The 22,001-nt window shown below is 73.5% G+C and carries 23 protein-coding genes; 10 read left to right on the top strand and 13 right to left on the bottom strand.

The window, feature by feature from the left end; genetic code table 11:
- Nucleotides 1-10: 10 nt before the first annotated feature.
- Nucleotides 11-655 (bottom strand): TetR/AcrR family transcriptional regulator, encoded by a 645-nt coding sequence (locus ACFQ46_RS16700; RefSeq protein WP_380260510.1) that lies wholly within the window; start codon nt 653-655, stop codon nt 11-13.
- A 140-nt stretch (nt 656-795) separates the two neighbouring features.
- Between ACFQ46_RS16700 and ACFQ46_RS16695 the strand changes: the two genes are divergently transcribed.
- Entirely contained in the window at nt 796-2,310 is a 1,515-nt protein-coding gene (locus tag ACFQ46_RS16695) for an MFS transporter (RefSeq protein WP_380260509.1), read from the top strand.
- A gap of 69 nt (nt 2,311-2,379) precedes the next feature.
- Here the strand turns inward: ACFQ46_RS16695 and ACFQ46_RS16690 are convergent, their stop codons facing one another.
- A complete protein-coding gene (locus tag ACFQ46_RS16690; protein ID WP_380260508.1) occupies nt 2,380-3,288 on the bottom strand; it encodes an ABC transporter substrate-binding protein in 909 nt (302 codons plus the stop codon).
- Between the two features lie 60 nt (nt 3,289-3,348).
- Between ACFQ46_RS16690 and ACFQ46_RS16685 the strand changes: the two genes are divergently transcribed.
- Complete coding sequence (locus tag ACFQ46_RS16685; RefSeq protein ID WP_380260507.1) at nt 3,349-4,383, top strand: aminoglycoside phosphotransferase; 1,035 nt, start codon at nt 3,349-3,351, stop codon at nt 4,381-4,383.
- 26 nt (nt 4,384-4,409) lie between these two features.
- Here the strand turns inward: ACFQ46_RS16685 and ACFQ46_RS16680 are convergent, their stop codons facing one another.
- The 6 genes from ACFQ46_RS16680 to purD form a co-directional block, all read right to left on the bottom strand.
- Entirely contained in the window at nt 4,410-5,105 is a 696-nt protein-coding gene (locus ACFQ46_RS16680) for an LrgB family protein (protein ID WP_380260506.1), read from the bottom strand.
- Complete coding sequence (locus ACFQ46_RS16675) at nt 5,102-5,527, bottom strand: CidA/LrgA family protein (protein ID WP_380260505.1); 426 nt, start codon at nt 5,525-5,527, stop codon at nt 5,102-5,104. The genes ACFQ46_RS16680 and ACFQ46_RS16675 overlap by 4 nt, the downstream gene beginning before the upstream one ends.
- A complete protein-coding gene (locus tag ACFQ46_RS16670; RefSeq protein WP_380260504.1) occupies nt 5,518-6,300 on the bottom strand; it encodes a DUF4253 domain-containing protein in 783 nt (260 codons plus the stop codon). The genes ACFQ46_RS16675 and ACFQ46_RS16670 overlap by 10 nt, the downstream gene beginning before the upstream one ends.
- A gap of 78 nt (nt 6,301-6,378) precedes the next feature.
- Nucleotides 6,379-7,392, bottom strand: a complete 1,014-nt coding sequence (locus ACFQ46_RS16665; RefSeq protein ID WP_380260503.1) for a hypothetical protein — start codon at nt 7,390-7,392, stop codon at nt 6,379-6,381.
- A gap of 30 nt (nt 7,393-7,422) precedes the next feature.
- A complete protein-coding gene (locus ACFQ46_RS16660; protein ID WP_380260502.1) occupies nt 7,423-8,301 on the bottom strand; it encodes a phosphoribosylaminoimidazolesuccinocarboxamide synthase in 879 nt (292 codons plus the stop codon).
- On the bottom strand, nt 8,298-9,581 hold the full coding sequence (gene purD / locus ACFQ46_RS16655) for a phosphoribosylamine--glycine ligase (RefSeq protein WP_380260952.1): 1,284 nt from the start codon (nt 9,579-9,581) through the stop codon (nt 8,298-8,300). The genes ACFQ46_RS16660 and purD overlap by 4 nt, the downstream gene beginning before the upstream one ends.
- A gap of 61 nt (nt 9,582-9,642) precedes the next feature.
- Here purD and ACFQ46_RS16650 point away from each other — a divergent pair, with 61 nt between their 5' ends.
- The 3 genes from ACFQ46_RS16650 (at nt 9,643) to ACFQ46_RS16640 (ending at nt 11,990) form a co-directional block, all read left to right on the top strand.
- Nucleotides 9,643-10,734 carry an aromatic acid exporter family protein gene (locus ACFQ46_RS16650; RefSeq protein ID WP_380260501.1) on the top strand — a complete coding sequence of 364 codons (1,092 nt, stop codon included), beginning with the start codon at nt 9,643-9,645 and terminating at the stop codon, nt 10,732-10,734.
- Nucleotides 10,735-10,792: 58 nt separating this feature from the next.
- The gene (locus ACFQ46_RS16645) at nt 10,793-11,263 is read left to right on the top strand and encodes a DUF4383 domain-containing protein (RefSeq protein ID WP_380260500.1); all 471 of its coding nucleotides are present in this window, start codon (nt 10,793-10,795) and stop codon (nt 11,261-11,263) included.
- Between the two features lie 88 nt (nt 11,264-11,351).
- Nucleotides 11,352-11,990, top strand: a complete 639-nt coding sequence (locus ACFQ46_RS16640; RefSeq protein ID WP_380260499.1) for an HAD family hydrolase — start codon at nt 11,352-11,354, stop codon at nt 11,988-11,990.
- Here ACFQ46_RS16640 and ACFQ46_RS16635 read toward each other — a convergent pair.
- Nucleotides 11,969-12,808: a GNAT family N-acetyltransferase gene (locus tag ACFQ46_RS16635; protein ID WP_380260498.1), complete on the bottom strand. Its 840-nt coding sequence runs from the start codon at nt 12,806-12,808 to the stop codon at nt 11,969-11,971. The genes ACFQ46_RS16640 and ACFQ46_RS16635 overlap by 22 nt on opposite strands.
- 83 nt (nt 12,809-12,891) lie before the next feature.
- Between ACFQ46_RS16635 and ACFQ46_RS16630 the strand changes: the two genes are divergently transcribed.
- Nucleotides 12,892-13,698 carry a class I SAM-dependent methyltransferase gene (locus ACFQ46_RS16630; RefSeq protein ID WP_380260497.1) on the top strand — a complete coding sequence of 269 codons (807 nt, stop codon included), beginning with the start codon at nt 12,892-12,894 and terminating at the stop codon, nt 13,696-13,698.
- On the opposite strand, the gene ACFQ46_RS16625 is transcribed toward ACFQ46_RS16630, so the two are convergent.
- Nucleotides 13,598-15,202 (bottom strand): MDR family MFS transporter, encoded by a 1,605-nt coding sequence (locus tag ACFQ46_RS16625; protein ID WP_380260496.1) that lies wholly within the window; start codon nt 15,200-15,202, stop codon nt 13,598-13,600. The two genes, ACFQ46_RS16630 and ACFQ46_RS16625, sit on opposite strands and share 101 nt — an antisense overlap.
- 134 nt (nt 15,203-15,336) lie before the next feature.
- Here ACFQ46_RS16625 and ACFQ46_RS16620 point away from each other — a divergent pair, with 134 nt between their 5' ends.
- Nucleotides 15,337-16,023, top strand: a complete 687-nt coding sequence (locus tag ACFQ46_RS16620; RefSeq protein ID WP_380260495.1) for a hypothetical protein — start codon at nt 15,337-15,339, stop codon at nt 16,021-16,023.
- A 4-nt stretch (nt 16,024-16,027) separates the two neighbouring features.
- Here the strand turns inward: ACFQ46_RS16620 and ligD (ACFQ46_RS16615) are convergent, their stop codons facing one another.
- Nucleotides 16,028-16,966, bottom strand: a complete 939-nt coding sequence (gene ligD, locus ACFQ46_RS16615; protein ID WP_380260494.1) for a non-homologous end-joining DNA ligase — start codon at nt 16,964-16,966, stop codon at nt 16,028-16,030.
- Entirely contained in the window at nt 16,963-17,892 is a 930-nt protein-coding gene (gene ligD / locus ACFQ46_RS16610) for a non-homologous end-joining DNA ligase (protein ID WP_380260493.1), read from the bottom strand. The genes ligD (ACFQ46_RS16615) and ligD (ACFQ46_RS16610) overlap by 4 nt, the downstream gene beginning before the upstream one ends.
- Before the next feature lie 124 nt (nt 17,893-18,016).
- On the opposite strand from ligD (ACFQ46_RS16610), the gene ACFQ46_RS16605 reads away from it, so the two are divergent.
- Both ACFQ46_RS16605 and ACFQ46_RS16600 read left to right on the top strand, forming a co-directional pair.
- Nucleotides 18,017-18,994 (top strand): siderophore-interacting protein, encoded by a 978-nt coding sequence (locus ACFQ46_RS16605; protein WP_380260492.1) that lies wholly within the window; start codon nt 18,017-18,019, stop codon nt 18,992-18,994.
- Between the two features lie 15 nt (nt 18,995-19,009).
- Nucleotides 19,010-19,852 (top strand): siderophore-interacting protein, encoded by an 843-nt coding sequence (locus tag ACFQ46_RS16600; RefSeq protein WP_380260491.1) that lies wholly within the window; start codon nt 19,010-19,012, stop codon nt 19,850-19,852.
- A gap of 133 nt (nt 19,853-19,985) precedes the next feature.
- Here ACFQ46_RS16600 and ACFQ46_RS16595 read toward each other — a convergent pair whose 3' ends face one another.
- Nucleotides 19,986-20,858 (bottom strand): 3-methyladenine DNA glycosylase, encoded by an 873-nt coding sequence (locus ACFQ46_RS16595; RefSeq protein ID WP_380260490.1) that lies wholly within the window; start codon nt 20,856-20,858, stop codon nt 19,986-19,988.
- A 69-nt stretch (nt 20,859-20,927) separates the two neighbouring features.
- Between ACFQ46_RS16595 and ACFQ46_RS16590 the strand changes: the two genes are divergently transcribed.
- Entirely contained in the window at nt 20,928-21,938 is a 1,011-nt protein-coding gene (locus tag ACFQ46_RS16590; RefSeq protein WP_380260489.1) for a Ku protein, read from the top strand.
- Nucleotides 21,939-22,001: the final 63 nt, after the last annotated feature.

Raw genomic sequence — 22,001 nt, 5'->3', positions numbered from 1 at the left:
CCCGCCGGGACTAGGCGCAGGCGGGCGGCACACCGATCGCCCACGCCGGCGGGGTGCCCTCCATGGGGGGCAGCGGCCCCTCCGGAGGGCAGACGGCGTCGAGCAGCAGAGCTGCGTAGCGACGCCAGGCGGAAGGGCCTTCACCGCGGGTCCGGTCGGCGATGGAGCCGATCATCGAGGACACCGACGGCACGTCGGCCGCCGTGAAGCCTTCCCGGACCGCCCCCTCCTCGTGCGCGCGGTCCACGAGCCGGGTCACCACCTCGCTCAGGTCGGCCCGCAGCCGCTCGGCGTCCGCCGTGGCGGGAGCGGCCCGCATGACGGTGGTGGACAACGCCTTGTCCCCGGCCCGCAGCTCCATCGTCCCCAGCAGGTAGGACCGCAGGCCCTCCCGGCCGCTCGGCCGGTCGGCGCAGCGTTCGGCCAGCGCGAGCAGGTTCTCGAGCTTGGCCTCGACGAGCCCCCCGAGCAGGGCGTCCTTGTCCGGGAAGCGGCGGTAGACCGTCCCGACCCCCACCCCGGCGGCCTCGGCCACGTCGTGCAGGGTCACGTCCAGACCGCGCTCGGCGAAGAGGCGGCGGGCGGCGGCGACGATGAGCGCCCGGTTGCGGACGGCGTCGGCGCGCAGCGGTCGGTCGTGGGTCGTCGTGCTCACGGTCCCAAGGGTACTCGTGCGCCGGGAACAAATGGACGCATCGCGTCCGTTTGCGTGTACGCTGGTGGAAGTGGACGCGACCCGTCCGCTTGACGCCGGCCTCCGATCGCCGCCGGCACCTCGAAACTCCTGGAGAACTCGTGAGCTCCGACACCGCTCCGACCAACACACCACCCCACACGGGGCAGCACGCCGCGGCGCACCCCGCCCACAAGGCCACCAAGGACCACCGGTGGTTCGTCCTCGCCGTCATCGGCATCGCACAGCTGGCCGTGGTCCTCGACGCGACCATCGTCAACATCGCGCTCCCCGCGGCCCAGGCGGACCTCGGCTTCGCCGACGACCAGCGCCAGTGGATCGTCACGGCCTACTCCCTGGCCTTCGGGTCGCTGCTCCTGCTCGGCGGTCGCCTCGGCGACCTGTTCGGGCGCAAGAACCTCTTCATCATCGGGCTCATCGGTTTCGCCGGGGCCTCCGTGATCGGCGGCCTCGCCGAGAACTTCGGACAGCTCGTCGCGGCCCGCGCCCTCCAGGGCGTGTTCGGCGCCCTGCTGGCCCCCTCGGCCCTGGCCCTGCTGACCACGACGTTCACCGATCCCAAGGACCGGGCCCGCGCGTTCGGCGTCTTCGGCGCCATCGCCGGATCCGGCGCCGCCACGGGAGTCCTGCTCGGTGGCGTCCTCACCGAGTACACGACCTGGCGCTGGTGCCTCTACGTGAACGTCGTCTTCGCCGCCATCGGCGTCGTCGGCGCCCTCCTCTTCATGCCGAAGGCCGTCCGCGGGCCCCGTCCCCGCCTCGACCTGATCGGCACCATCACCATCACCGCCGGCCTCGTCGGGATCGTCTACGGGTTCTCCTCCGCCGAGACCAACGGGTGGTCCGACGCGGTGACCATCACCTGCCTCGCCGCCGGCGTCGCCCTCGTCGCCCTGTTCGTGGTCGTGGAGTCCCGGGTCTCGCACCCGCTGCTGCCGCTGCGGATCGTGCGTGATCGCGACCGCGGTGGAGCGCTCATCGCGATCGGCCTCGTCGGGGTCGCGATGTTCGGCATCTTCCTGTTCTTGACCTACTACCTGCGTCAGACGCTGCAGTTCTCCTCGCTGGAGACCGGGCTGTCCTTCCTGCCGATGCCGCTCTCGATCATGACGGCCGCGACGCAGATCACCCCGCGCCTGCTGCCGCGCATCGGGCCGAAGGCGCTCATCACCATCGGCTCGCTCGTCGCCGCCACCGGGGTGCTGCTGTTCCTGCGCACCAACACCGAGAGCCACTGGGCCGGAACGATCCTCCCCGCCCTGGTCGTGACCGGTCTGGGCATGGGGCTGATCATCTCCTCGGCCATGAACACCGCGACCAGCGGTGTGGCCCGCGAGGACGCCGGCGCCGCCAGCGCCAGCGTCAACACGTTCCAGCAGGTCGGCGGTTCCATCGGCACCGCGCTGCTGTCGACGATCTTCGCGAGTTCCGTCGCCGCTCACGGCGGGAACCCCGTCGACGCCGTCCTGCACGGCTACCACGTGGCCTTCGCCTGCGGCGCGCTCGCCCTGGTGCTCGTCGCGGTCATCTCCGGCAGCCTCATCAACCGGCACTCCGTCCGTCAGGAACGCCTCGCCGCGATCGGTTCCATCCCGGTCCCGACGGCCGCGCACTGACCACCAGCCCCACCCCGAACCGCGATCTTGCTGGGAAACCCAGCGGGATCGCGGTTCGTGTTTCCGGGGTCAGGCCTGGTCGAGGATGCGGTCGATGTCGTCGAGGACGCGTTGCCCGCCCAGCGGTCCGACCCCGGACACCCAGTAGGACGTGTCGACCAACGAGACCGCCGGGAACGCCGTCGGGTTGTCGCGGATCAGCGTCGGGACGGAACTCGGATCCTGGACGTCGGTGGTCGTGACGAACACGTGGTCCGCGGCGGCCTCGGGAACCCGTTCCGGGGAGACGTCGACGAGGATCGAGTCCTGCCAGTCGCGATCGGGGATCGTGAACCCCGCGCACTCCAACGTGCTCCCGGCGAACGACGTCGGCCCGTAGAGGCTCAGCGTCGCCTCGTCCCGGGGACGGACGAGGTTCGCCGTCGTCCCCGTCAGGCCGTGCTCGGCCTTGATCTCCTCGCAGCGCGAGCGGTACCCGGCCAGCAACCGGTCGGCCTCCTCCGCCTGACCGAGCGCCTCCCCGACGAGCCGCACGTTGTCCTGCCAGGGGTCGGCCTGGGTCGCCATGAACACCGTCGGCGCGATGCCGGCGAGCTTCCCGTAGAGGTCCCCGTGCCGGGAGTCCGTCCCGAGGATGAGGTCTGGTTCCAGGGCCGCGATCGCCTCGAGGTCCGGTTCGGGGACCGTGCCGACGGACTTCACGGCGCCGCCGACGCCCAGGTAGGCGGGGATCCCCGCCACGTTGCTCGCGACGGCCGCCCCGACCGGGGTGACCCCCAGCGCGACCGCGGTGTCGAGTTCGAGGGGTTCGAGCACGACGACCCGCTGGGGTTCCGCGGGAACCGCCGTCGTGCCCCGGGCGTGCGTCACGCTGCGCTCGGCCGTAGCGGCGGTCTGCTCCGGGGCCGACTGGGCGCTGGAGCACCCGCCGAGCAGGAGTCCGGCGGTCAGGGCGAGGGCGAGGGGTCGGGAGCGCACAAGAGGGGAGCCTAGCCTCACCTCAGGTGCGTGCTGGTCGCTCCCTGCGAAGATCGGGCCATGACCTCGCCGGAACGCGAGACCCTGAGGTTCAACCCGGACAACGCCACGACCGACGTCGTCGAACGCGTCCACGCCCCCGACGGCTCCACCCGCGTCCACAAGAGACTGCGACGCACCGGGACCGGCACCGACGCCCCGGCGCACTGGAGGTCGTCGTCGACCCCCGCGGCCTGGAACCACTGGGCCCGCGAGGCGGAGGTGTACGCGGACCCCGCCTTCCGCGCGTCGCTGGCCGGGACGGGCCTCGACCTGCCCGCCGCCGAGGTCGTTCCCGACGGCGACACGACGAGCCTGTGGCTGGAGGACGTCCCCGGCACCGCCGGAGCCGACTTCGCGTTCGCCGACCACGTCGCGACGGCCACCGCCCTGGGACGCTGGCAGGCCCGACCGCCGCACCCACGACCGACCTGGGCGTCGCGCGGGTTCCTCCGCGCGTACTCCACCAGCCGCCCCGGCGACCCCGCCCTCGTCGACGACGACGCCGCCTGGGACCGACCCCTCGTCCGCGACAGCTGGCCGGTCGACCTGCGCGCCGGGTGGCGCCGGCTGCTCGACCACCGCGAGCACCTGGTGTCCGTGGTGGAACGGTTGCCCCGCGCGCTGTGCCACCTCGACGCCTGGGTCGCGAACGCGATCCGCCGGCCCAGCGGCGAGGTCGTCCTCCTGGACTGGGCGTTCGCCGGGGACGGTGCCGTCGGCGAGGACCTGGGGAACTGGCTGCCGGACGCCTGCTTCGACCTGTTCTGGCCCGCGGAACGCCTCGGGGAACTCGAGGCCGCGTGCTGGCCCGCCCACCTCGACGGGTTGCGGGCCGGCGGGTGGGACGGGGACGAGCGCGACGCCCGGCTGGGCGTGGTGGCCTCGTGCGTGAAGTACGCGTGGTTGCTGCCGTTGCTGCTGGAACGGGCCGCCGAACCCGAGCACGACGCGTACCACCGCCCCGTCGACGCCGGGCACCTGTACCGGCAGCGCGGTCTGGTCCTGTCCCACCTGGTCCGCTGGTGCGACGAAGCCCTCGACCTGACCGGCTGACGACGGGTCTCCCCGTCAGGAGGAGATCAGGAGAAGAGCTGAGCCACGAGAGGCAGCGCGACCGTCATCGCCAGGGCGTTCAGCACCATCGCCGCGCTGGACCACCCACCCGTCACGTCGGACTCCACGAGCGCCCGCGAGGTCCCGATCCCGTGCGACACCATGCCGATCGCGAAACCCCGCGCCCGCGGGTCGGACACGCGCACCCGGTCCAGCAGCCACGGGCCGACCGTCGCCCCCAGGACGCCGGAGACCAGCGTCAGGACCACCGCGAGCGTCGTGTTCGCCCCGATCGTCTCCCCCACCGTCAGCGCCACGGGCGTGGTGACCGAGCGGGGCAACGTCGTGAGCACCAGGCTGTCGTCGGCCCCCAGCGCCAGGAGCGCGGCCACGGTCACACCGACGCTCACGACACCCGTCACCACGAGGGTCACGAGCACCGCCGTCCGGTCGGCGAGCAGCGCCCGACCCGACCGGAGCAGGGGCAACGCGAGGGCCACCGTGGCCGGGCCGAGCAACAGGGTCAGGATCGACACGGAGGCCAGGTACTCCTGGTAGGAGATCCCGAGAACCTCCAGCACCACCGAGACCACGACCATCGCGACGAGGACGGGAGCCAGCAGCGCGGGCCGCCCGAGCCGGCGGTGCAGTTCCCCGGCGCCGAGGTAGGCCGCGACCGTGAGCGCCAACCCGAAACCGGGCGCGTGGATCAGCGCACTCACACCGACTCCCTGCGCCGCAACATCTTCTGCAGCAACGACCCGGCGACGACCAACCCGGTCGCGAACGAACCGCCGACGGCGAGGGCCAGCGGCCCGGCCGAGTGGACCAGGGTCGACAACTGCGTCAGCGCCCCCACCCCGGGCGGGACGAAGAGCAGTTGCAGGTGCTTCAGCAGCGGTTCGCCCGCGGGTTCCGCCCGGCGCACGAGACCGGGGAACCGGGCTCCGACGACGAGGAGCACCACGAGGCCGACCACGGCCCCGGGGACCGGCAGGTGCGTGACGTCGACGAGCAGCGTGCCGAGCAGTTGCAGCCCGAGGAGCAGGGCCAGCGCCGCGAGGACGGCGGGCACGTGCGGGGCCCAGCCGCGGCCGGGCGGGCGGGGGACGTCACGCCCGCCCGCGTCGGGGTTCAGTCCCACCAGAACCGCCACACCCCCACACCGACGAGTTCGCTCGCGTACCCGTCGAGGTCCCCGGGCCCGTCCTGGAAGATCGCGTCGTAGCAGAGACCGAGGTGCTCCGCCGCGACGGGGAACGCCTCCGCGGCGTCGCTCGGCGGGGCGGCGACGCTGACGAAGAGGGTGTCGAAACCCATCGCCACCACCCGCGCCCCGAACCGGTCCTCCCAGCTGCGCAGGACCGACGACAGCGTCCCCGGACCGGCGTCGTGGTTCGTCGCCCCGAGCCAGCCGAGCTCGGCGAGCACGTCGGCCCCCCGCTCGGCCCGCACCAGTCCGAGGTGGCGGTGCGGCCCGTGGGTCAGCAGCTCGTCGGCGAGCACCGCGGCGACGGAGGCGGGGTCGGCCAGGGGCACGAGCGCCGGGGACAGGCCGGGCCAGGCGGGCGCGCCGTCGGGGAACTCGTCGTCGTCGAACGCGTCCGCGAAGTCGCCGGCGAGGAACTCCTCCACGGCCGCGGCGTCCAGGGCCCGCCAGCCGGTGGGGGCGAACTCGCCCTCCAGCCACGGGCGGGCGACGTCGTCGTCCGCGAGGCCCTCGAGCAGGACCGGCCACAGCCCCGTGACCGCGTGCGCGGCGGCCAGTTCCGTCCACGCACCGACCGACGCGGGCACCGCGGAGACCCACAGCAGCGGTTCCGCACCGGGGTAGCCCGCCGGGGACACCAGCCGCCCCGACGGCAGGCCGGGGACAGCCGCGACGAGGTCGGCCAGCGGTGCGTGCGCAACGGTCACGCGCCCACCGTGGCAGAACACCGACCCCACGCGGTCCGCGGGGTGCCCCCGGCGCGAACGGGTGGATCCCCGCGCCGCTCAGCGACGGGCCCGGCGCGTGCGGGCGAGGTCGGCGTTCACCAGCCCCAGCAGCGCCAGGTCGACGAGCAGTCCCGCGGTGGCCGCGAACTGCGAGGCGGCGAAGAGGAACACCTGGGTCACCAGCAGCGAGGTCAGCACCGAGCGCTGGAACGACTCCACCGCAGCGCGCCGGCCCCGCCGGCGTCCCCGCAGCAGTCCCACCAGGGTGAACACCAGCGACCCCGCCGCGCCCAGCAGCACCCCCGCGATCGCGAGGCCGTGCGGGTCGCCGCTGCGGCGCAGGGCCAGCAGGACAATCGCGGCCCCCGCCGTCTGGGCCAGCAGCAGGAACCCCATCGCCGGCAGGGCGAACCGCGACGACGCCGCCCGCTCGAACCCTCGCGCCACGGCGGCCCACACCGTCTCGAGGCGTTGCGGCGCAGCGGGAGGCCGGCCCTCGATCCGCTCCAGCAGGGACCGCAGCTCCGTCGCCGCGGGCACGTCGCCGATCCCGTCGAGGGAACGCAGCACCTCCCGGCGGCGGGGCTCGGACAGCCGGCCCGCGATCCCGTCGACGAGGACGTGCGCGGCCCCGGCGACGACCTCGGCGTCGGAGAGGGGACGTCGCCGCCGCCAGGACCGGGCCCCGACGACGAACCCGGTGAACACCACGTACACGATCGCCGCGGCCGGCTCGAAGAAGTAGTCGTTGTCGGAGGTGACGAACTTGCCCACCTCGTCGAGGAACAACCCGAAACCCGCACCTCCCACCAGGGCCGCCGCAGCCCGGGGTCCGGGCCCGATGCAGGAGAACTGCAGCCACATCGCCACGAGCATGAGCAGTCCGCCCGGCAGGACGTGGGCCATGTGCAGTCCGCTGTCGCCGCCGATCTGCGGGTACCCCGTCAGCGCCAGGTACAGCCGGGTCAGCAGGATCGTCGACACCGCGGCGACCACGAACGTCGTCAGGTGCTGGACGGCCTTGGCGCTGCGGACGAGGTCGAGGTGGAGCAGGCGGGTCAGGGGGCGCACCCGGGCACGCCAGCCCCGGGTGCGCGAGCCTCAGGCGTCGAAGCGCTCCCCGGTCAGCCGCTCGTAGGCGTCGACGTAGCGGTCGCGGGTCTTCTCCACGACCTCGGCGGGCAGTTCCGGTGGCGCGTCGGTACCCCGGCGGTCCCAGCCGGACGCGGGCGAGGTGAGCCAGTCGCGGACGAACTGCTTGTCGAAGCTGGGCTGCGCGCGACCGGGTTCCCAGGTCTCGGCGGGCCAGAACCGCGAGGAGTCGGGGGTGAGGACCTCGTCCCCGAGGATCGTCACCCCGTCGGCGCTCCCGAACTCGAACTTCGTGTCTGCCAGCACGATCCCGCGTTCGCGCGCGATCCCCTCGGCCCGGCGGTAGACCGCGAGCGTCAGGTCGCGGAGTTCCGCGGCGGCGTCGGCGCCGATGGTCGCGGCGACGTGCCCGAAGGTGACGTTCTCGTCGTGCTCGCCGAGTTCGGCCTTCGTCGCGGGCGTGAAGATCGGCTCGTCGAGGCGGGAACCGTCGAGCAGTCCCGCGGGCAGTTCCAGCCCGCAGACGGTGGAACTCTCGCGGTACTCGGCCAGACCGGAACCCGTGAGGTACCCGCGGGCCACGCACTCGACGGGGAACATGGCGAGGTTGCGGCAGAGCATCGCGCGTCCGGCCACGGCGGCGGGGACGTCGGTGGAGAGGACGTGGTTCGGGACGACGTCGCGCAGCTGCTCGAACCACCACAGCGACAGCGCGGTCAGCACCTTCCCCTTGTCGGGGATCGTGCTGGCCAGCACGTGGTCGTAGGCGGAGATCCGGTCGCTGGCGACCACGAGCACGGTCCCGTCGTCGCCCCCGGCCGGCACGTAGAGGTCGCGGACCTTGCCCGAGTAGGTGTGGGTCCAGCCGTCCAGCTCGAGAACGCTCATGCGATCACGTCCGTCGCTCGCGACCCGGTCGCCACCGTCAACGCGATGTCGCGACGGAACCGGCCACCCTCGAGGTCGATCAGTTCCACGGCCTCGTAGGCCACCGCCCGCGCCGCAGCGAGGTCGGCGCCGACACCGACGACCGAGAGGACGCGCCCCCCGGAACTCACGATCCCGGTGCCGTCGGGGGCGGGCGCGGTGCCCGCGTGCAGCACCGCGGCCCCGCCGACGGCGTCCGCGGTGTCGAGACCGCGCAGCAGACCGCCCGTCACCGGGGCCTCCGGGTACCCCGGCGCCGCGAGGACGACGGTGACCGCCGCGTCCGCGCGCCAGCGCAGCGCCGGCTGGTCGCGCAGGACACCGGTCGCGCAGGCGTGCAGCACCCCGCCCAGCGGGGTCGCGAGCCGGGCGAGGACGACCTGGGTCTCCGGGTCGCCGAAGCGGGCGTTGAACTCGATGACCCGCACACCGCGCGAGGTCATGGCCAGGCCGCAGTAGAGGACACCGCTGAACGGGGTGCCGCGCCGGGCCATCTCGTCGACGACGGGCTGGGCGATGCGCTCCACGACCACGTCGGAGAGGTCGGCCGGCGCCCACGGCAGCGGCGAGTAGGCCCCCATGCCGCCGGTGTTCGGGCCCTCGTCGCCGTCCAGGGCCCGCTTGAAGTCCTGCGCGGGGGCCAGGGCGATGACGCTCTCGCCGTCGGTGAGGCAGAAGACGCTGATCTCCGGGCCGTCGAGGAACTCCTCGACGACGACCGGGCCGTGGGCCAGGCAGGTGCGCGCGTGGGCCAGCGCCGCCTCCCGGTCGTCGGTGACGACGACGCCCTTGCCGGCGGCGAGGCCGTCGTCCTTGACCACGTGCGGGGCACCGAAGGCGTCCAGGGCGGCGGCGACCTCGTCCTCCGTGGTGCAGAGGTGCGCCATCGCGGTGGGGACGGCGGCGGCCGCCATCACCTCCTTCGCGAAGGCCTTGGACCCCTCGAGGCGGGCGGCCTCGGCCGAGGGGCCGAAGCAGGCGATGCCGGCGGCGCGGACGGCGTCGGCGACACCGGCGACGAGCGGTGCCTCCGGACCCACGACGACGAGGTCGGCGCCGAGGCGGACCGCGAGCGCCGCGACGGCGTCGGGGTCGGTCGCGTCGACGGGTTCGACGGGGGCGACGAGCGCGATCCCGGCGTTGCCGGGGGCCGCGAGCACGCGGTCGACCCCGGGATCGTCGAGCAGGGCACGCACCAAGGCGTGCTCACGGGCACCGGATCCGATGACGAGGACGTCCACGGGGACCGAGGGTAGAGGTTCCGGGGTGGCCTTCACGACGTCGTAGGAGAGGATCACTCCCGTGCCCCGCACGATCCCCTTCGCCGTCACCGTCCGACGGCGAAGCCGTACCGGCTGGCAGCGGTGGCAGGGTTCGTGGTGGCAGATCATGCAGTGCGGTCTCGGCGCCGGGGTGGCGTGGATGCTCGCGCAGGCCCTGTGGAACCAGCCCTACCCCGTCTTCGCGTGCGTCGCCGTCGTCGTCTGCCTCGGCGTGCAGAACAACCAGCGGCTCCGGAGGGTCGGCGAGCTGGGGGTCGGGGTCACGATCGGGGTGCTGCTCGGGACGGGGGTCGTCGCCCTGGTCGGCCGGGGACCGCTGCAGATCACCGCGATCGTCGCGGCGGCCATGCTCATCGCGCGGTTCCTGGACTCGGGGATCCTGCTGGTCAACCAGGCGGCGCTGCAGGCGTCGTTCATCGTCGCCTACCCCCCGCAGGCCGGGACCAGCGGTTCCGCGCGCTGGCTGGACGCCATGACGGGCGTGGTGGTCGCGCTGGCGATCGCGGCGCTGCTGCCGCCCGATCCGCGCCGGGACGTCCGTGGCCGCGCCAAGGCCTACGCCGGGCAGTTGGCGGACCTGCTGGAGGACGGCGCCGACGCGATCCGCGGCCAGGACGCCGCGAAGGCCCAGGAGGTCCTGGCCCGGGCCCGGAGCACCTCGACCGAGCTCGAGGGCTGGTCGCAGTCGGTGAACGCCGGTCAGGAGGTGCACCGGCTGTCGCCGTTGCGGCGCAGCGGTCGCGGCGAGATCCTGCAGCAGAAGAAGCTGCAGGCCGGGATGGACCGGGCCACCCGCAACGTCCGGGTCGCGTTGCGGCGGGTCGCGACGGCCCTGCAGTACGGCGAGCAGATGCCCGACTCCCTGGCCGGCGCCCTGGACTCCCTCGCGGCGTCGGTGCGCTCCCTGGGTGAACCGGCCTACGCCGGGGAGACGGTGCCTCCCTCGGTGGCCGGCCTGAAGGAACTGGCGGTGACGCTGGGCCCGCGCACGCTGGGGGCGGAGTCGTTGTCGGCGACGGTGGTGGTGGCCCAGCTGCGCTCGATCGTGGTGGACCTGCTGCAGGCGCAGGGGGTCAGCGCCGCCGAGGCGCACCGGCTGCTGCCGCACTGACCTCCGCCCTGACCTCGCCCCGCCGACCCGGGTCGCAACGACCTGGGATAGTAGGTCCATGAGCTCTCACGCCGCGGCTCCCGCCGCCATCGAAGCAGCCCCGGTCAGCGGCGGTCCCGTCTCGGGGTACGCCCGCGGGGTGGCCGTCCTCGTGCTGGGCCTGGGTGTCCTCGGGCTGATCCCGGGGGTGACGACGAACTACGACGGGATGGGCTTCTTCCGTTCCGACGCCCACCTCTTCGGGCTGTTCACGTCATCCGTGGTCAGCGCGTCGCTGCAGATCCTCTTCGGGCTGACGATCCTGGCGTTCTCGGGGTCGCCGCGCCAGGCGCACAAGACCGTCGTCTGGGTGGCCATCACCTACCTGGTCGTCGGTCTGGCGGGCGCAGGCATCGTCGTGAACTCCCCCAGCGACGTCCTGCCGGTCAACACGGCGAGCAACTGGCTGCACCTGGCCCTGGGCATCGTCATCGCGGCCGGCGCCGCGCGCACCCGCGCCAAGCACGTCGAGGAACTGGGCGTCTTCTGATCCCTCTCCGTGCCGTCGTCCTCGACCTGGACAACACGTCACACTGCCCGGGACGGGGTCCGACCACCACGGCGCCTCCCGCGCCGCGGTGGCGGACTGGCTCCGCAGTCTGGGCCGCGAACCTGACGAGGCGACGCAGTCGGCCTGGTCGCAGATCGAGGAACGCCACCACGCCGACTGGCGGGCCGGTCTGGTCTCGCACGACGAGCACCGCCGTCGCCGCCTCCGCGACTTCCTCCCGCTGGTGGACTCCCCGGTCGGCGACGACGCCGCCCTGGACGAGCAGTTCCACCGTGACCACCTCACCCGCTACCGCCGCCACTGGCGGGCGTTCGACGACGTCGAGGCGGCCCTGGCCGCGATCGGCGGGGCGGGCCTCCGCGTGGGGTTGCTGACCAACGGGATGCCCGGGCAGCAGAACGCGAAGCTCGAGGTCCTGGGCCTCGCCGGACGGGTCGGGCCGGTCGTCACCGCCGGGGAGCTCGGCCTGGCCAAGCCCCGGCCCGAGGCGTTCTGCGCGATCTGCGACCGCCTGGGCGTCGAGCCCGCCGCGACCCTGCACGTCGGCGACGACCACCCCGTCGACGTCGTGGGTGCGCGCGCCGCGGGGATGCCCGCGGTGCACCTGGACCGCCACGACGCGGGTCCCCACGACGAACCACACCGGATGCGGTCCCTCACCAGACTGCCCCGGTTCCTCGGGGCTCAGGTGAGCGGCAGGTCGTAGTAGTCCTCCGTCGTCACCGGCTCGAACCCGATCGAGGTGTAGAGACCGAGGGCGCGCGGGTTGTCGACGGCGACCTCGAGGCGGACCGACGTCGCCCCGTCGGCGAAGAACTCCCGACAGCTGCGGCGCAGCACGTCGCGGCCGATGCCGCGGCCCTGGGACCGGGGGTCGATCGCGAACCCGTACACGCCGCCGACCTCGCCGTCCCGGGTGAGGCGGACGGTCCCGACGGGTTCCCCGTCGTGCTCGATGACCAGCGTCCGGCTGGTCCGGAGGCTCTGCAGCAGGTGCCCGGGTTCGTGCCCGAAGGCGGCGGCCAGCACCTGTGTGAGGACGGGGACGTCGCCGGCGGTGGCGGCCCGCAGCGTCGTCGCGGGGTCCTCGACGCCCTCCGCCGGGACGCGGTCGAGGCGCAGGGCGTGCTCGGAGTGCTCCAGGGACGCCCCCACGCTCTCGGCGAGGTGGCGGCCCGCCTCGGAGGCCCGCGGCACGATGAGCAGCGCCTGCTCGGAACCGCGTTCCCGGCACACGTCGATCGCCGCGGCCAGCATCGCCGTCCCGATCCCGCGTCCCCGGGCACCGGGGTCCACCATCCCGGCGATCTCGACCGCCGGGCCGCCGTGGGAGTCGAAGGCCGCGAACCCGACGACGCGCTCCCCCTCGAACCACAGCAGGTCGTTGGTGCGCTCCCCCGAACGGTCGCGCAGGTCCTCCCACTCGATCTTCAGGCGTCCGCCGTCGTGGGCGACGACGCGGCGTTCGAGGTCGGCGACGGCGCGCAGGTCGTCGTCGGAGAGTCGGGTCCGGGGTTGCAGCACACCCCCATCCGACCGGTTCTGCCGGACGCTGGTCAACCGGGAATCCGCTGGTCACCGGCCCCGGACCGGGCCAGGGTGGTCGCGTGGACGAGGAGATCACCGCGTACTACGACCGCGGACGGGAACAGGGCCGGCTGACGTCGGGCGCGGGACGCCTGGAGTTCTGGCGCACCACGGAACTGCTGGGACGCTGGCTGCCCGCGGCGCCGGCGACGGTCCTGGACGTGGGCGGGGCCGCGGGCGTCCACGCCTTCCCCCTCGCGGAGCGGGGCTACGCGGTGCACCTGCTCGACCCGGTCGAACTGCACGTGGCGCAGGCCCGGGCGGTGGAGACCACCGCGCCGCTGGCCTCCGTGCTGCGGGGTGACGCGCGCGCCCTGCCCTTCCCCGACGGCAGCGCCGACGCCGTCCTGCTGCTCGGGCCGCTCTACCACCTGGTCGAGGCCGCCGACCGGCTCCTCGCCCTGCGGGAGGCGTTCCGGGTGCTCCGTCCCGGCGGGGTCGTGGTCGCGGCGGCCATCAGCCGCTGGGGTTCCGCGCTGGACGGCGTGGTGCGCGGCTGGATCGCGGACGAGCAGTTCGCGGCGGTGGTTGAGGAGGACCTGCGGACCGGTCGGCACCGCAACGACTCCCGCCGCGAACGGTGGTTCACGACCGCCTACTTCCACCGCCCCGAGGAACTCGCGGCGGAACTGTCGACCGCGGGTTTCACGGTCGACGGTCCCGTCGCGGTCGAGGGGTTGGCCGGTCTGGCCGACGCCCACCTCGGGGAACTCCTGGACGACCCGGTCAGCCGCGAACGCCTGCTCGGCCTCGTCCGCGCGACCGAACGCGAACCCGCGCTCCTCGGGGTCGCGGGGCACCTGCTGGCGCGGGGATCCCGGCCGTGACCTCGGGGGTCGCAGTGGGCGTCTCCGTCGAGGAGCGCAGGCTCGTCTCGCGGAAGAAGAACGCGATGACCAGGGCCAGCACGGCGAACGGGGTCGCGGCGAGGAACACGTCCGCCACGCCGGCGCCGTAGGCCGCCGCGACGATCCCGCGGACGGGTTCGGGCAGGGTGTGGACGTTCGGGACGCCACCCCCGCCGAGCGCGGAGGCCTCGATCCCCGCGGAGCGCAGGCCGGCCAGCAGGTGGGTTCCGACCCGGTGCGCGAGAACGGCTCCGAGCGCGGAGACGCCGATCGCGCCACCCAGGGTGCGGGTGAAGGCGATGAACGAACTCGCCGCCCCGAGGTCCTCCCGCGCCACGACGTTCTGCACGGCCAGGACGAGGTTCTGCATCATCATCCCGACGCCGGCGCCGAGGAGGAACATCGGGACCGCGACGAGGACGTAGGCGGTGTCCGCCGCGATGGTCGTCATCAGCGCGAGACCGGCGCTGAGCAGGACCCCACCGGCGACGATCCAGCCCTTCCAGCGTCCGGTGCGGGTGATGGACCGGCCGGCGACCGTCGAGGCCAGGGTGAGGCCGAGGATCATCGGCAGGGTGGAGAGGCCGGCCGTCGTCGGCGACTGCAGCCGGGCGGACTGGAAGTACTGCGACAGGAACACCGTGCCGCCGAACATCGCGATGCCGACGAACAGGCTCGCCACGGCGGAGAGCACCACGGTGGGTTCGCGGAAGAACCGCAGCGGGATGATCGGTTCGACCGCGCGGGACTCCACGAGGACGGTCAGGCCGAGCAGGGCGATCCCACCGCCGACGAGGGCGGCGGTCTGCCAGGAGGCCCAGTCGAACTGCTGACCGGCCAGCGAGACCCAGACGAGCAGGGCCGACACCCCACCGGCCAGCAGCAGCGCCCCGGCGTAGTCGATGTGGACCTCGCGCTTCACGGTGGGCAGGTCGAGGGTGCGACCGAGGACGAAGAACGCGAGCACGGCGAACGGGACCCCGACGAAGAAGCACCAGTGCCAGGACAGGTGCTCGGTGAGGGCGCCCCCGACGAGCGGGCCCCCCACGGTGCCCAGCGCGAACGTCGCCCCGAGGTAGCCGGAGTAGCGACCGCGTTCGCGCGGCGCGATCATCGAGGCCATGATCACCTGCGCCAGCGCGGTGAGACCGCCGGCGCCCAGCCCCTGGACGACCCGCATGGCGATGAGCATCCCCATGCTCTGCGACAACCCCGCGACCGCCGAGGCGACCACGAAGAGGACCAGCGCGGACTGCACCAGGACCTTCTTGTCGAAGAGGTCGGAGAGCTTTCCCCACACGGGGGTGGAGATCGTCGTCGCGAGCAACGAGGCGACCACGACCCAGGTGTACCCGGACTCGCTGCCGTGGAGGTCGGCCACGATGGTGGGCAGGGCGTTGGAGACGACCGTGGAGGAGAGGATCGCGACGAACATGCCGAGCAGGAGGCCGGAGAGGGCCTCCATGATCTGGCGGTGCGTCATGGGCGCCGGAGGAGCGGATGGTTGCTGCACACACCTTGTTTCGGTTCGTCCCGGCAACCGCTTGAGACCTCCGTCCGGGTGACGCCCGGAAGTCGGTCGCCGCGGCGGCGACCCCGTCACTACCATCGGAGGTGATGGACACCGAGCCCCCCGTGCTGTCCCGCCGCGGCGAGACGATCACCCTGGACCCCGACACCGCGGGTGACGTCCACCGGCACAGCGCCTTCAGCGTCTGGGACGACGTCGACGGGGTTCCCGCGGGCGTCGACCCCGGCACCCAGCTGCACGCGGGCAGCGAACCCGTCCCGGTGCGCCGCAGCGACCTCGACGACGTCGCCCGCGCCGAGACCGAGGCCCTCGTCTCCCTGGGCGGCGCGGTGGACCAGGCGTGCCTCACCCACCTGCTCTCCCTGGTGGCCGTCGAGGACGTCACCGCGGACGCGCTGGCCGGGTGGCTGGTCGCGGCGACGGCGTCCGTGACCGAGGCGGTCGCCCCGACCTGCACCCCCAACGCCTACCTCGACACGCTGCTGCGGCGCCACGCCCGCCTCGGCGCCAGCGGTGGCGGTCTGGCCCGGCGCCGCTTCGTCGACGCCGAGTGGTGCGAGGCGGACGTGCTGCTCATGAGCCGCCGCGAGACGCCGTTGCACGCCGTGGTCGCGGAGGAGCACCTCGCCGCCCTGCGCGGCTACCTCGAGGTCACCCTGACCTCGATCGACTTCGGTCCGGAGGAGTTCCTGCAGGCCCGGGCCGTCTTCAGCTACTCCCCGCGGATCAGCCTGCACCCGGGCGCGATCCGGATCGCGCGCGTGCAGGTCTGAGGGTTCACGAGGTCGGGACGCGCGGGCCGGGCTCGGCGTCCGGGCCGAGGTGGGCGAGCAGGTCACCGTCGCCGAGGTAGCGCGCCGCGACCTCGTCCAGGCTCGACTGCCGCAACGACCCCGGGTCGGCGAGTTCCGCCCACGTGCGGGGTGCGGCCGCGCAGGGTCGTTCGCGCCCCCGCGGGGAGTACGGGGCGATCGTGGTCTTGGCGGAGTTGTTCTGGCTCCAGTCCAGCAGGACCCTGCCGCCGCGCAGCACCTTCGTCATGCGCGAGACGACGAGTTCCGGTCGGTCCCGTTCCATCTCCTGGGCCAGCCGGTGGGCGTAGGAGCGCAGGACGTCGGCGTCCTGGGTCCCCGAGACCTTCGCGTACAGCTGCATCCCCTTCGACCCCGAGGTCACGGGGTGGCACTCCAGCCCGTCGGCGTCGAGGCGTTCGCGGACGGCGAGCGCCACCTCGGCGCACTCCGCCAGACCCGTCCCCTCCCCCGGGTCGAGGTCGATGACGAGGCGGTCGGGGTGGTGCACCCCGCCGCGCGGCCCGACGCGCCACTGCGGGACGTGCAGTTCGAGGGCGGCGAGGTTCACCAGCCACACCAGCCCGGCGAGGTCGTCGACCAACGGGTAGCGGACGCGTTCGCGGTCCTTGGTGCTGCCGGGGGCGTCGACTTCCACCGTCCGCACCCAGTCCGGCAGGCCGCGCGGGACGTTCTTCTCGAAGAACGAGTTCTTCCCGACCCCGTCCGGCCAGCGCTTGCGGGTCAGCGGCCGGTCCGCGAGCTGCGCCAGCAGGGCCGGGGCCACGGAACTCACGTAGGCGAGGAGCTCGGCCTTGGTCGTCCCTGTCGAGGGGTAGAGGACCTTCTCCAACCTCCGCAGCCGGAGGTGGCGTCCTTCGACGTCGACGACGGTCTCCTCGTGCGCCCCGGACGCGCTCGTCACCGTTCCTCCCGGACGTCGGACGGTTCGAGGTCGCTGCGCACCCCGCGCAGGGTGGGTTGGCGCAGCCTCCCGCCGGTGGTCGCCCCGAGGTGGCGCACCTCGACGACGACGACGGGCGCGGTGAAGTGCGCGCCCACGGAATCGGGACGCGGGACGTCGACGACGGGTCGCGCGAGCTCGTGCCCGGCGAGCGCCCCCAGCAACTCCTCCTCCATCTCCGCCCCGAGTCCGCTGCCGGCCCGTCCGACGTAGCGGAGCGTCCCGTCGGCCCCGGGGACGGCGAGGAGCAGGCCGCCCATCCGGGAACCCGCCCCCTCGACGGGTCGCCACCCGACGACGAGGCAGGCCTGGTGCCGGCGGTGGGCGTGCTTCACCCAGTCGGGACTGCGTCGCCCCGGTTGGTAGGGGGAGGTCCGGCGCTTCGCGACGATCCCCTCCAGCCCCTGTTCCCGGGTCGCGGTCAGCAGCGAGGCCGCGTCGGGGTAGACGGGCGACACCTGCCACGCGCTGCCGGAGGGTTGGAGCCGGTCGAGGGACTCGCGCCGTTCCTGCCACGGGCGGTCGAGGAGTTCGACGCCGTACAGCCGCAGGACGTCGAAGGCCATGAGCGTCACCGGGGTGCGCCGGGCGGCGATCGTCGCCGACCGCGCGTCGCGGACGTGCATCCGGTCGGCGAGCGCCGAGAACGAGGGCAGACCGTCCTCGAGGGCGACGACCTCACCGTCGAGGTGCACGTCGGCGTGCGCCTCGGCGAGCGCGGTGAGTTCGGGGAAGGTGGCCGAGACGTCGCGGCCGGTGCGCGAGCGCAGCAGGACGCTCCCCTCGTGGACGTCGGCGAGGATCCGCATGCCGTCCCACTTCACCTCGTAGGCCCAGCGGTCGGCGTCGGTGGGCACGCGCGAGGCCGCGGCCGCGGTCGCGAGCATGGGCAACACGGTCACACTCTGTCGCCGACCGGCGACCGGGGCCACCGGACCCGGGCGACCGCTCGTAGCGGCGCGCCCCGATTGTTGGTTAGCCTGTCCTCACACGACGTGGGGAGTTCGAGGGATGAGCACGGTGACCGGCACGGCCGAACGGACGACGCAGACCCAGCTGAGGCGGGCGTCGTACGCGCTGTTCCGCGTCCGGGTCTCGCGCGTCGAGCGCCTCGGGGAGAGCTTCGTGCGCCTCACCATGACGTCGCCCGACCTCGGGGACTTCGGCGCCGGCGGGTACGACCAGCGCTTCAAGGTGCTGCTGCTGAAGCAGCCGTTCGAGGCCTACGACCTCCCGGCCGAGGACTGGTACACGTGGTGGCGCGGGCTCGACGACGACGTGCGCCCGGTGATGCGGACCTACACGGTGCGCGCGTACCGCCCGGCGAGCGCCGACGCGCAGGCCGAGATCGACGTCGACTTCGTGCTGCACGGCGTGCGCGACGGGCACGCCGGGCCGGCGTCGGCGTGGGCGGCGGCCGCCACGGTGGGTAGCGAGGTCGTCCTCGTCGGGCCGAGCAGCCCCGGGACCGGGCGCATGTGGGGAGTGGAGTGGGCCCCGCCCGCCGAGGCCCGCACGCTGCTGCTGGCCGGGGACGAGACGGCCGTTCCCGCGGTCTCGGCGATCCTGGAACGACTGCCCGTGGGCGTGAAGGCGACGGTGGTGCTCGAGGTGCCGCGCGGGGGCGACCTGCTGGACCTGCGCTCCCCCGCCGACCTCACCGTAGAGTGGCTGCCGCGCAACGGTTCCCACGCCGTGGGCGAACTGCTGCAGGCCCGGGTCGAGGCGCTCGCGTCGGCGTTGGTCGACGAGGCGTCGCGGGCGAGCGCGGAGGACTTCACCGAGGTCGGGCTCGAGGGGGACGACATCCTCTGGGACGTTCCCGAGAACGCCGAGGCCGTGGGCCCGGAGTGCCTCTACGCGTGGTTGGCTGGAGAGGCGGGCGTGGTCCGGACGTTGCGACGTCACCTCGTCCGCGACGTGGGGGTGCCGCGGACCTCCGTGGCCTTCATGGGCTACTGGCGCGAGGGTCGCGCCGAGTCGGACTGACCGGTGGGAGACGACGTGCGCAACCCCTTCAGGCGCGAGAAGACCGGTGGCCGCGGGCAGCGGCTGGCCGTCGTCCAGCGCACCGAGCAGCTGGCCCCGCACATGGTGCGGGTCGTCTTCGGTGGCGAGGACCTCTCCGACTTCACCGTCGAGCACGCCGATTCCTACGTGAAGCTGCTCTTCCCGATCGAGGGCGTCGTCTACGACGAACCGTTCGACGTCGCGAGGATCCGCGAGGAGCGACCCCGGACCGAGTGGCCCGTGCAGCGGACGTACTCGGTCCGCTCCGTCGTGGACGGCGAGGTGACGATCGACTTCGTCGTGCACGGGGACGAGGGGTTCGCCGGGCCGTGGGCGGCGGGGGCGCGGCCGGGCGACGAGTTGTGGATCACAGGTCCGGGCGGGGCGTACACGCCGTCGGCCGACGCCGCGTGGCACCTGCTGGTCGGCGACGCGAGCGCGCTGCCCGCCATCTCCGCTTCGCTGGAACGAGTTCCCACCGGCGCCACCGCGGTGGCCGTCGTCGAGGTGCACGGCCCCGCGGAGGAGCTCGCGCTGACCTCGCCGGGGGACCTGCGGCTGCACTGGGTGCACCGGGAGGAACCCGACCCGGAGGCCCTCGTCGCGTTCCTGCGCTCCCTCGACCTGCCGACCGGTGTGCCGCAGGCGTTCCTGCACGGGGAGGCCGACAGCGTGCGCGCCGTCCGCCGCTGGGCCCGCGCCGACCTCGGGGTCACCCGGGAACTGCTGTCGGCGTCCGGCTACTGGCGACGCGGGCGCACCGAGGAGGGCTGGCGCTCCGAGAAGCGCGACTGGGCCGCCGCGGCCGACTCCGACGACGCGACCGCCGGGGTCTGAGCGGCAGGTGGACCGTTGACGCTTCGGGCCCGACCTACCGTCCCGTAGCGTCAACGGTCCACTCCGCGACCACCAGCGCACGGCGCCCCGGGACTCCCGCAACGGGTGGCTCTTCGACCCGGAGCGCGCCGCTCTACGCCGACGTGGCCTGAGCCAGCAGGGCGTCGCAGACGGCGATCAACCGGACCCGCAACGGGTCGGCCCGCTCGGCGAACTCCCGCTGGGCGCGGACGTAGGCGGCCTTGCCCTCGGGGGTCTCGATCGCCACGGGTTCGTGGCCCATCGAGGTGACGTCGTAGGGCGAGGCCCGCATGTCGAGGATCCGGACGTCCCGGGCGAGTTCGAAGCAGTCGAGCAGCAACTCCCCCGGGACCGCGGGCGAGAGCTTCATGGCCCAGCGGTAGCAGTCCATCGTGGCGTGCAGGCAGCCCGGCTGTTCCTGCGCGGCCTGGTCGACCCGCGTCGGCTGCAGTTCGTTGAGCGGGACGGCGCTCGGGGTGAAGAACCGGAAGGCGTCGTGGTGGCTGCAGCGGATCTTGTGCGACTCGACGACGTCGTCGGTGCCGGCGTGGCCGAGGCGCAGCGGCAGGCCGGCGTGACGGACCTGCTCGGGGCGGGTCCGGTGGACCATGGCCCACTCGTGGAGCCCGAAGCAGGCGAGCATCGGCGCCCGGCCCCGGGTCGCGGCCAGGACGTCGCGGGCCAGCCGGATCGTCGCGGAGCGGGCCGAGGCCAGCCCGGGCCCGTCGACGGCCACCCCGGTACCGGAGCGGACGTAGTTGGCCCAGTCCGCGCGCTCCTCGGCGTCCTCGAGGACGACCCCCACCCCGGGGTGCCAGCGGGCCAGCTTGCCGGGCGCCCAGTTGTAGTAGGTGAAGAGGAAGTCCTCGACCGGGTGCTTCTCCCCCCGGCCGCGGCGCTCCACCGCGGCAGCGGTCAACCGGTGCGCGCGCTGCGCGTGGGCGGCCTCGCGGGAACGCCACTGCGGCGACGGCAGAGTGGTCACCGATGGATCCCGTGCGGTGTCGTGGTCATCCCCGTACGGTGGGATTCCGGTCGTCTGAGGGGGTACGCCATGGCCCGCGCCATCTGGAAGGGCGCCGTGTCCTTCGGTCTGGTCAACGTGCCCGTGCGGCTCTACGCCGCCACCGGCGAACACGACATCCATTTCCACCAGGTCCACCGTAGCGATGGTGGCCGGATCCGGATGAAGCGGACGTGCTCCGTCTGTGGTGAGGAGGTCGCCTACGACGAGGTCGCGAAGGGCTACGAGAGCCCCGACGGCAAGCTCGTGGTCCTCAGCGACGACGACTTCAGCGACCTCCCGGTGGCCAGCGGGCACGAGATCGACGTCCTCCAGTTCGTCCCGGCCGACCAGGTCGACCCCATCCTGCTGTCGAAGCCGTACTACCTCGAACCCGAGTCGCGGGCGGCGAAGCCGTACGCGCTGCTGCGCGAGGCGCTCGCCGAGACCGACCGGATGGCCGTCGTGAAGATCGCGCTGCGCCAGCGCGAGTCCGTCGCCGTCCTGCGCGTGCGCGACAAGGCCATCGTGCTGCAGACCCTGCTCTGGCCGGACGAGGTCCGCGACGCCGACTTCGAGGTGCTCGAGACGGACGTCGAGCTCCGCCCGCAGGAACTGAAGATGGCCGCCTCCCTGGTCGAGTCGCTCGCGGGCGACTTCCACCCCGAGGAGTTCGAGGACGAGTACGCGGCGGCCGTGAAGACGCTCATCGACGCCCGCCTCGAGGACGCCGACGCCGCACCGTCCGCGGCGGCCGAGGAGGGCTCCGACGCGTCCGGGACGGGCGGCCCGCGCGGTGGCGAGGTCGTCGACCTGCTGACCGCCCTGCAGCGCAGCGTCGAACGCGCTCGCGGTGGACCGTCGAAGGACGAGCCCACCGAGGACGCGGCTCCCGCTGCGGAGGGGACGACGGCCCGCACGACGGCGACGAAGAAGGCCGCACCCGCGAAGAAGGCGGCCGCCGAGAAGACGCCTGCGAAGAAGACGGCCGCGAAGAAGACCACGGCGAAGAAGACGAGCGGGGCGGCCAAGAAGACCACCGGCGCGAGGAAGTCGGCCTGACCCCACCGGGGGTCGCGGGCTGAGCGGCCGGATACTTGCCTGAGGCTCTCGACCTCCACCGCC

The organism is Kineococcus sp. GCM10028916, from assembly GCF_042674865.1.
Taxonomy (GTDB): domain Bacteria; phylum Actinomycetota; class Actinomycetes; order Actinomycetales; family Kineococcaceae; genus Kineococcus.
Note: the sequence above shows the minus strand (reverse complement) of the source record. Positions and strands in the feature narration are given on the sequence as shown.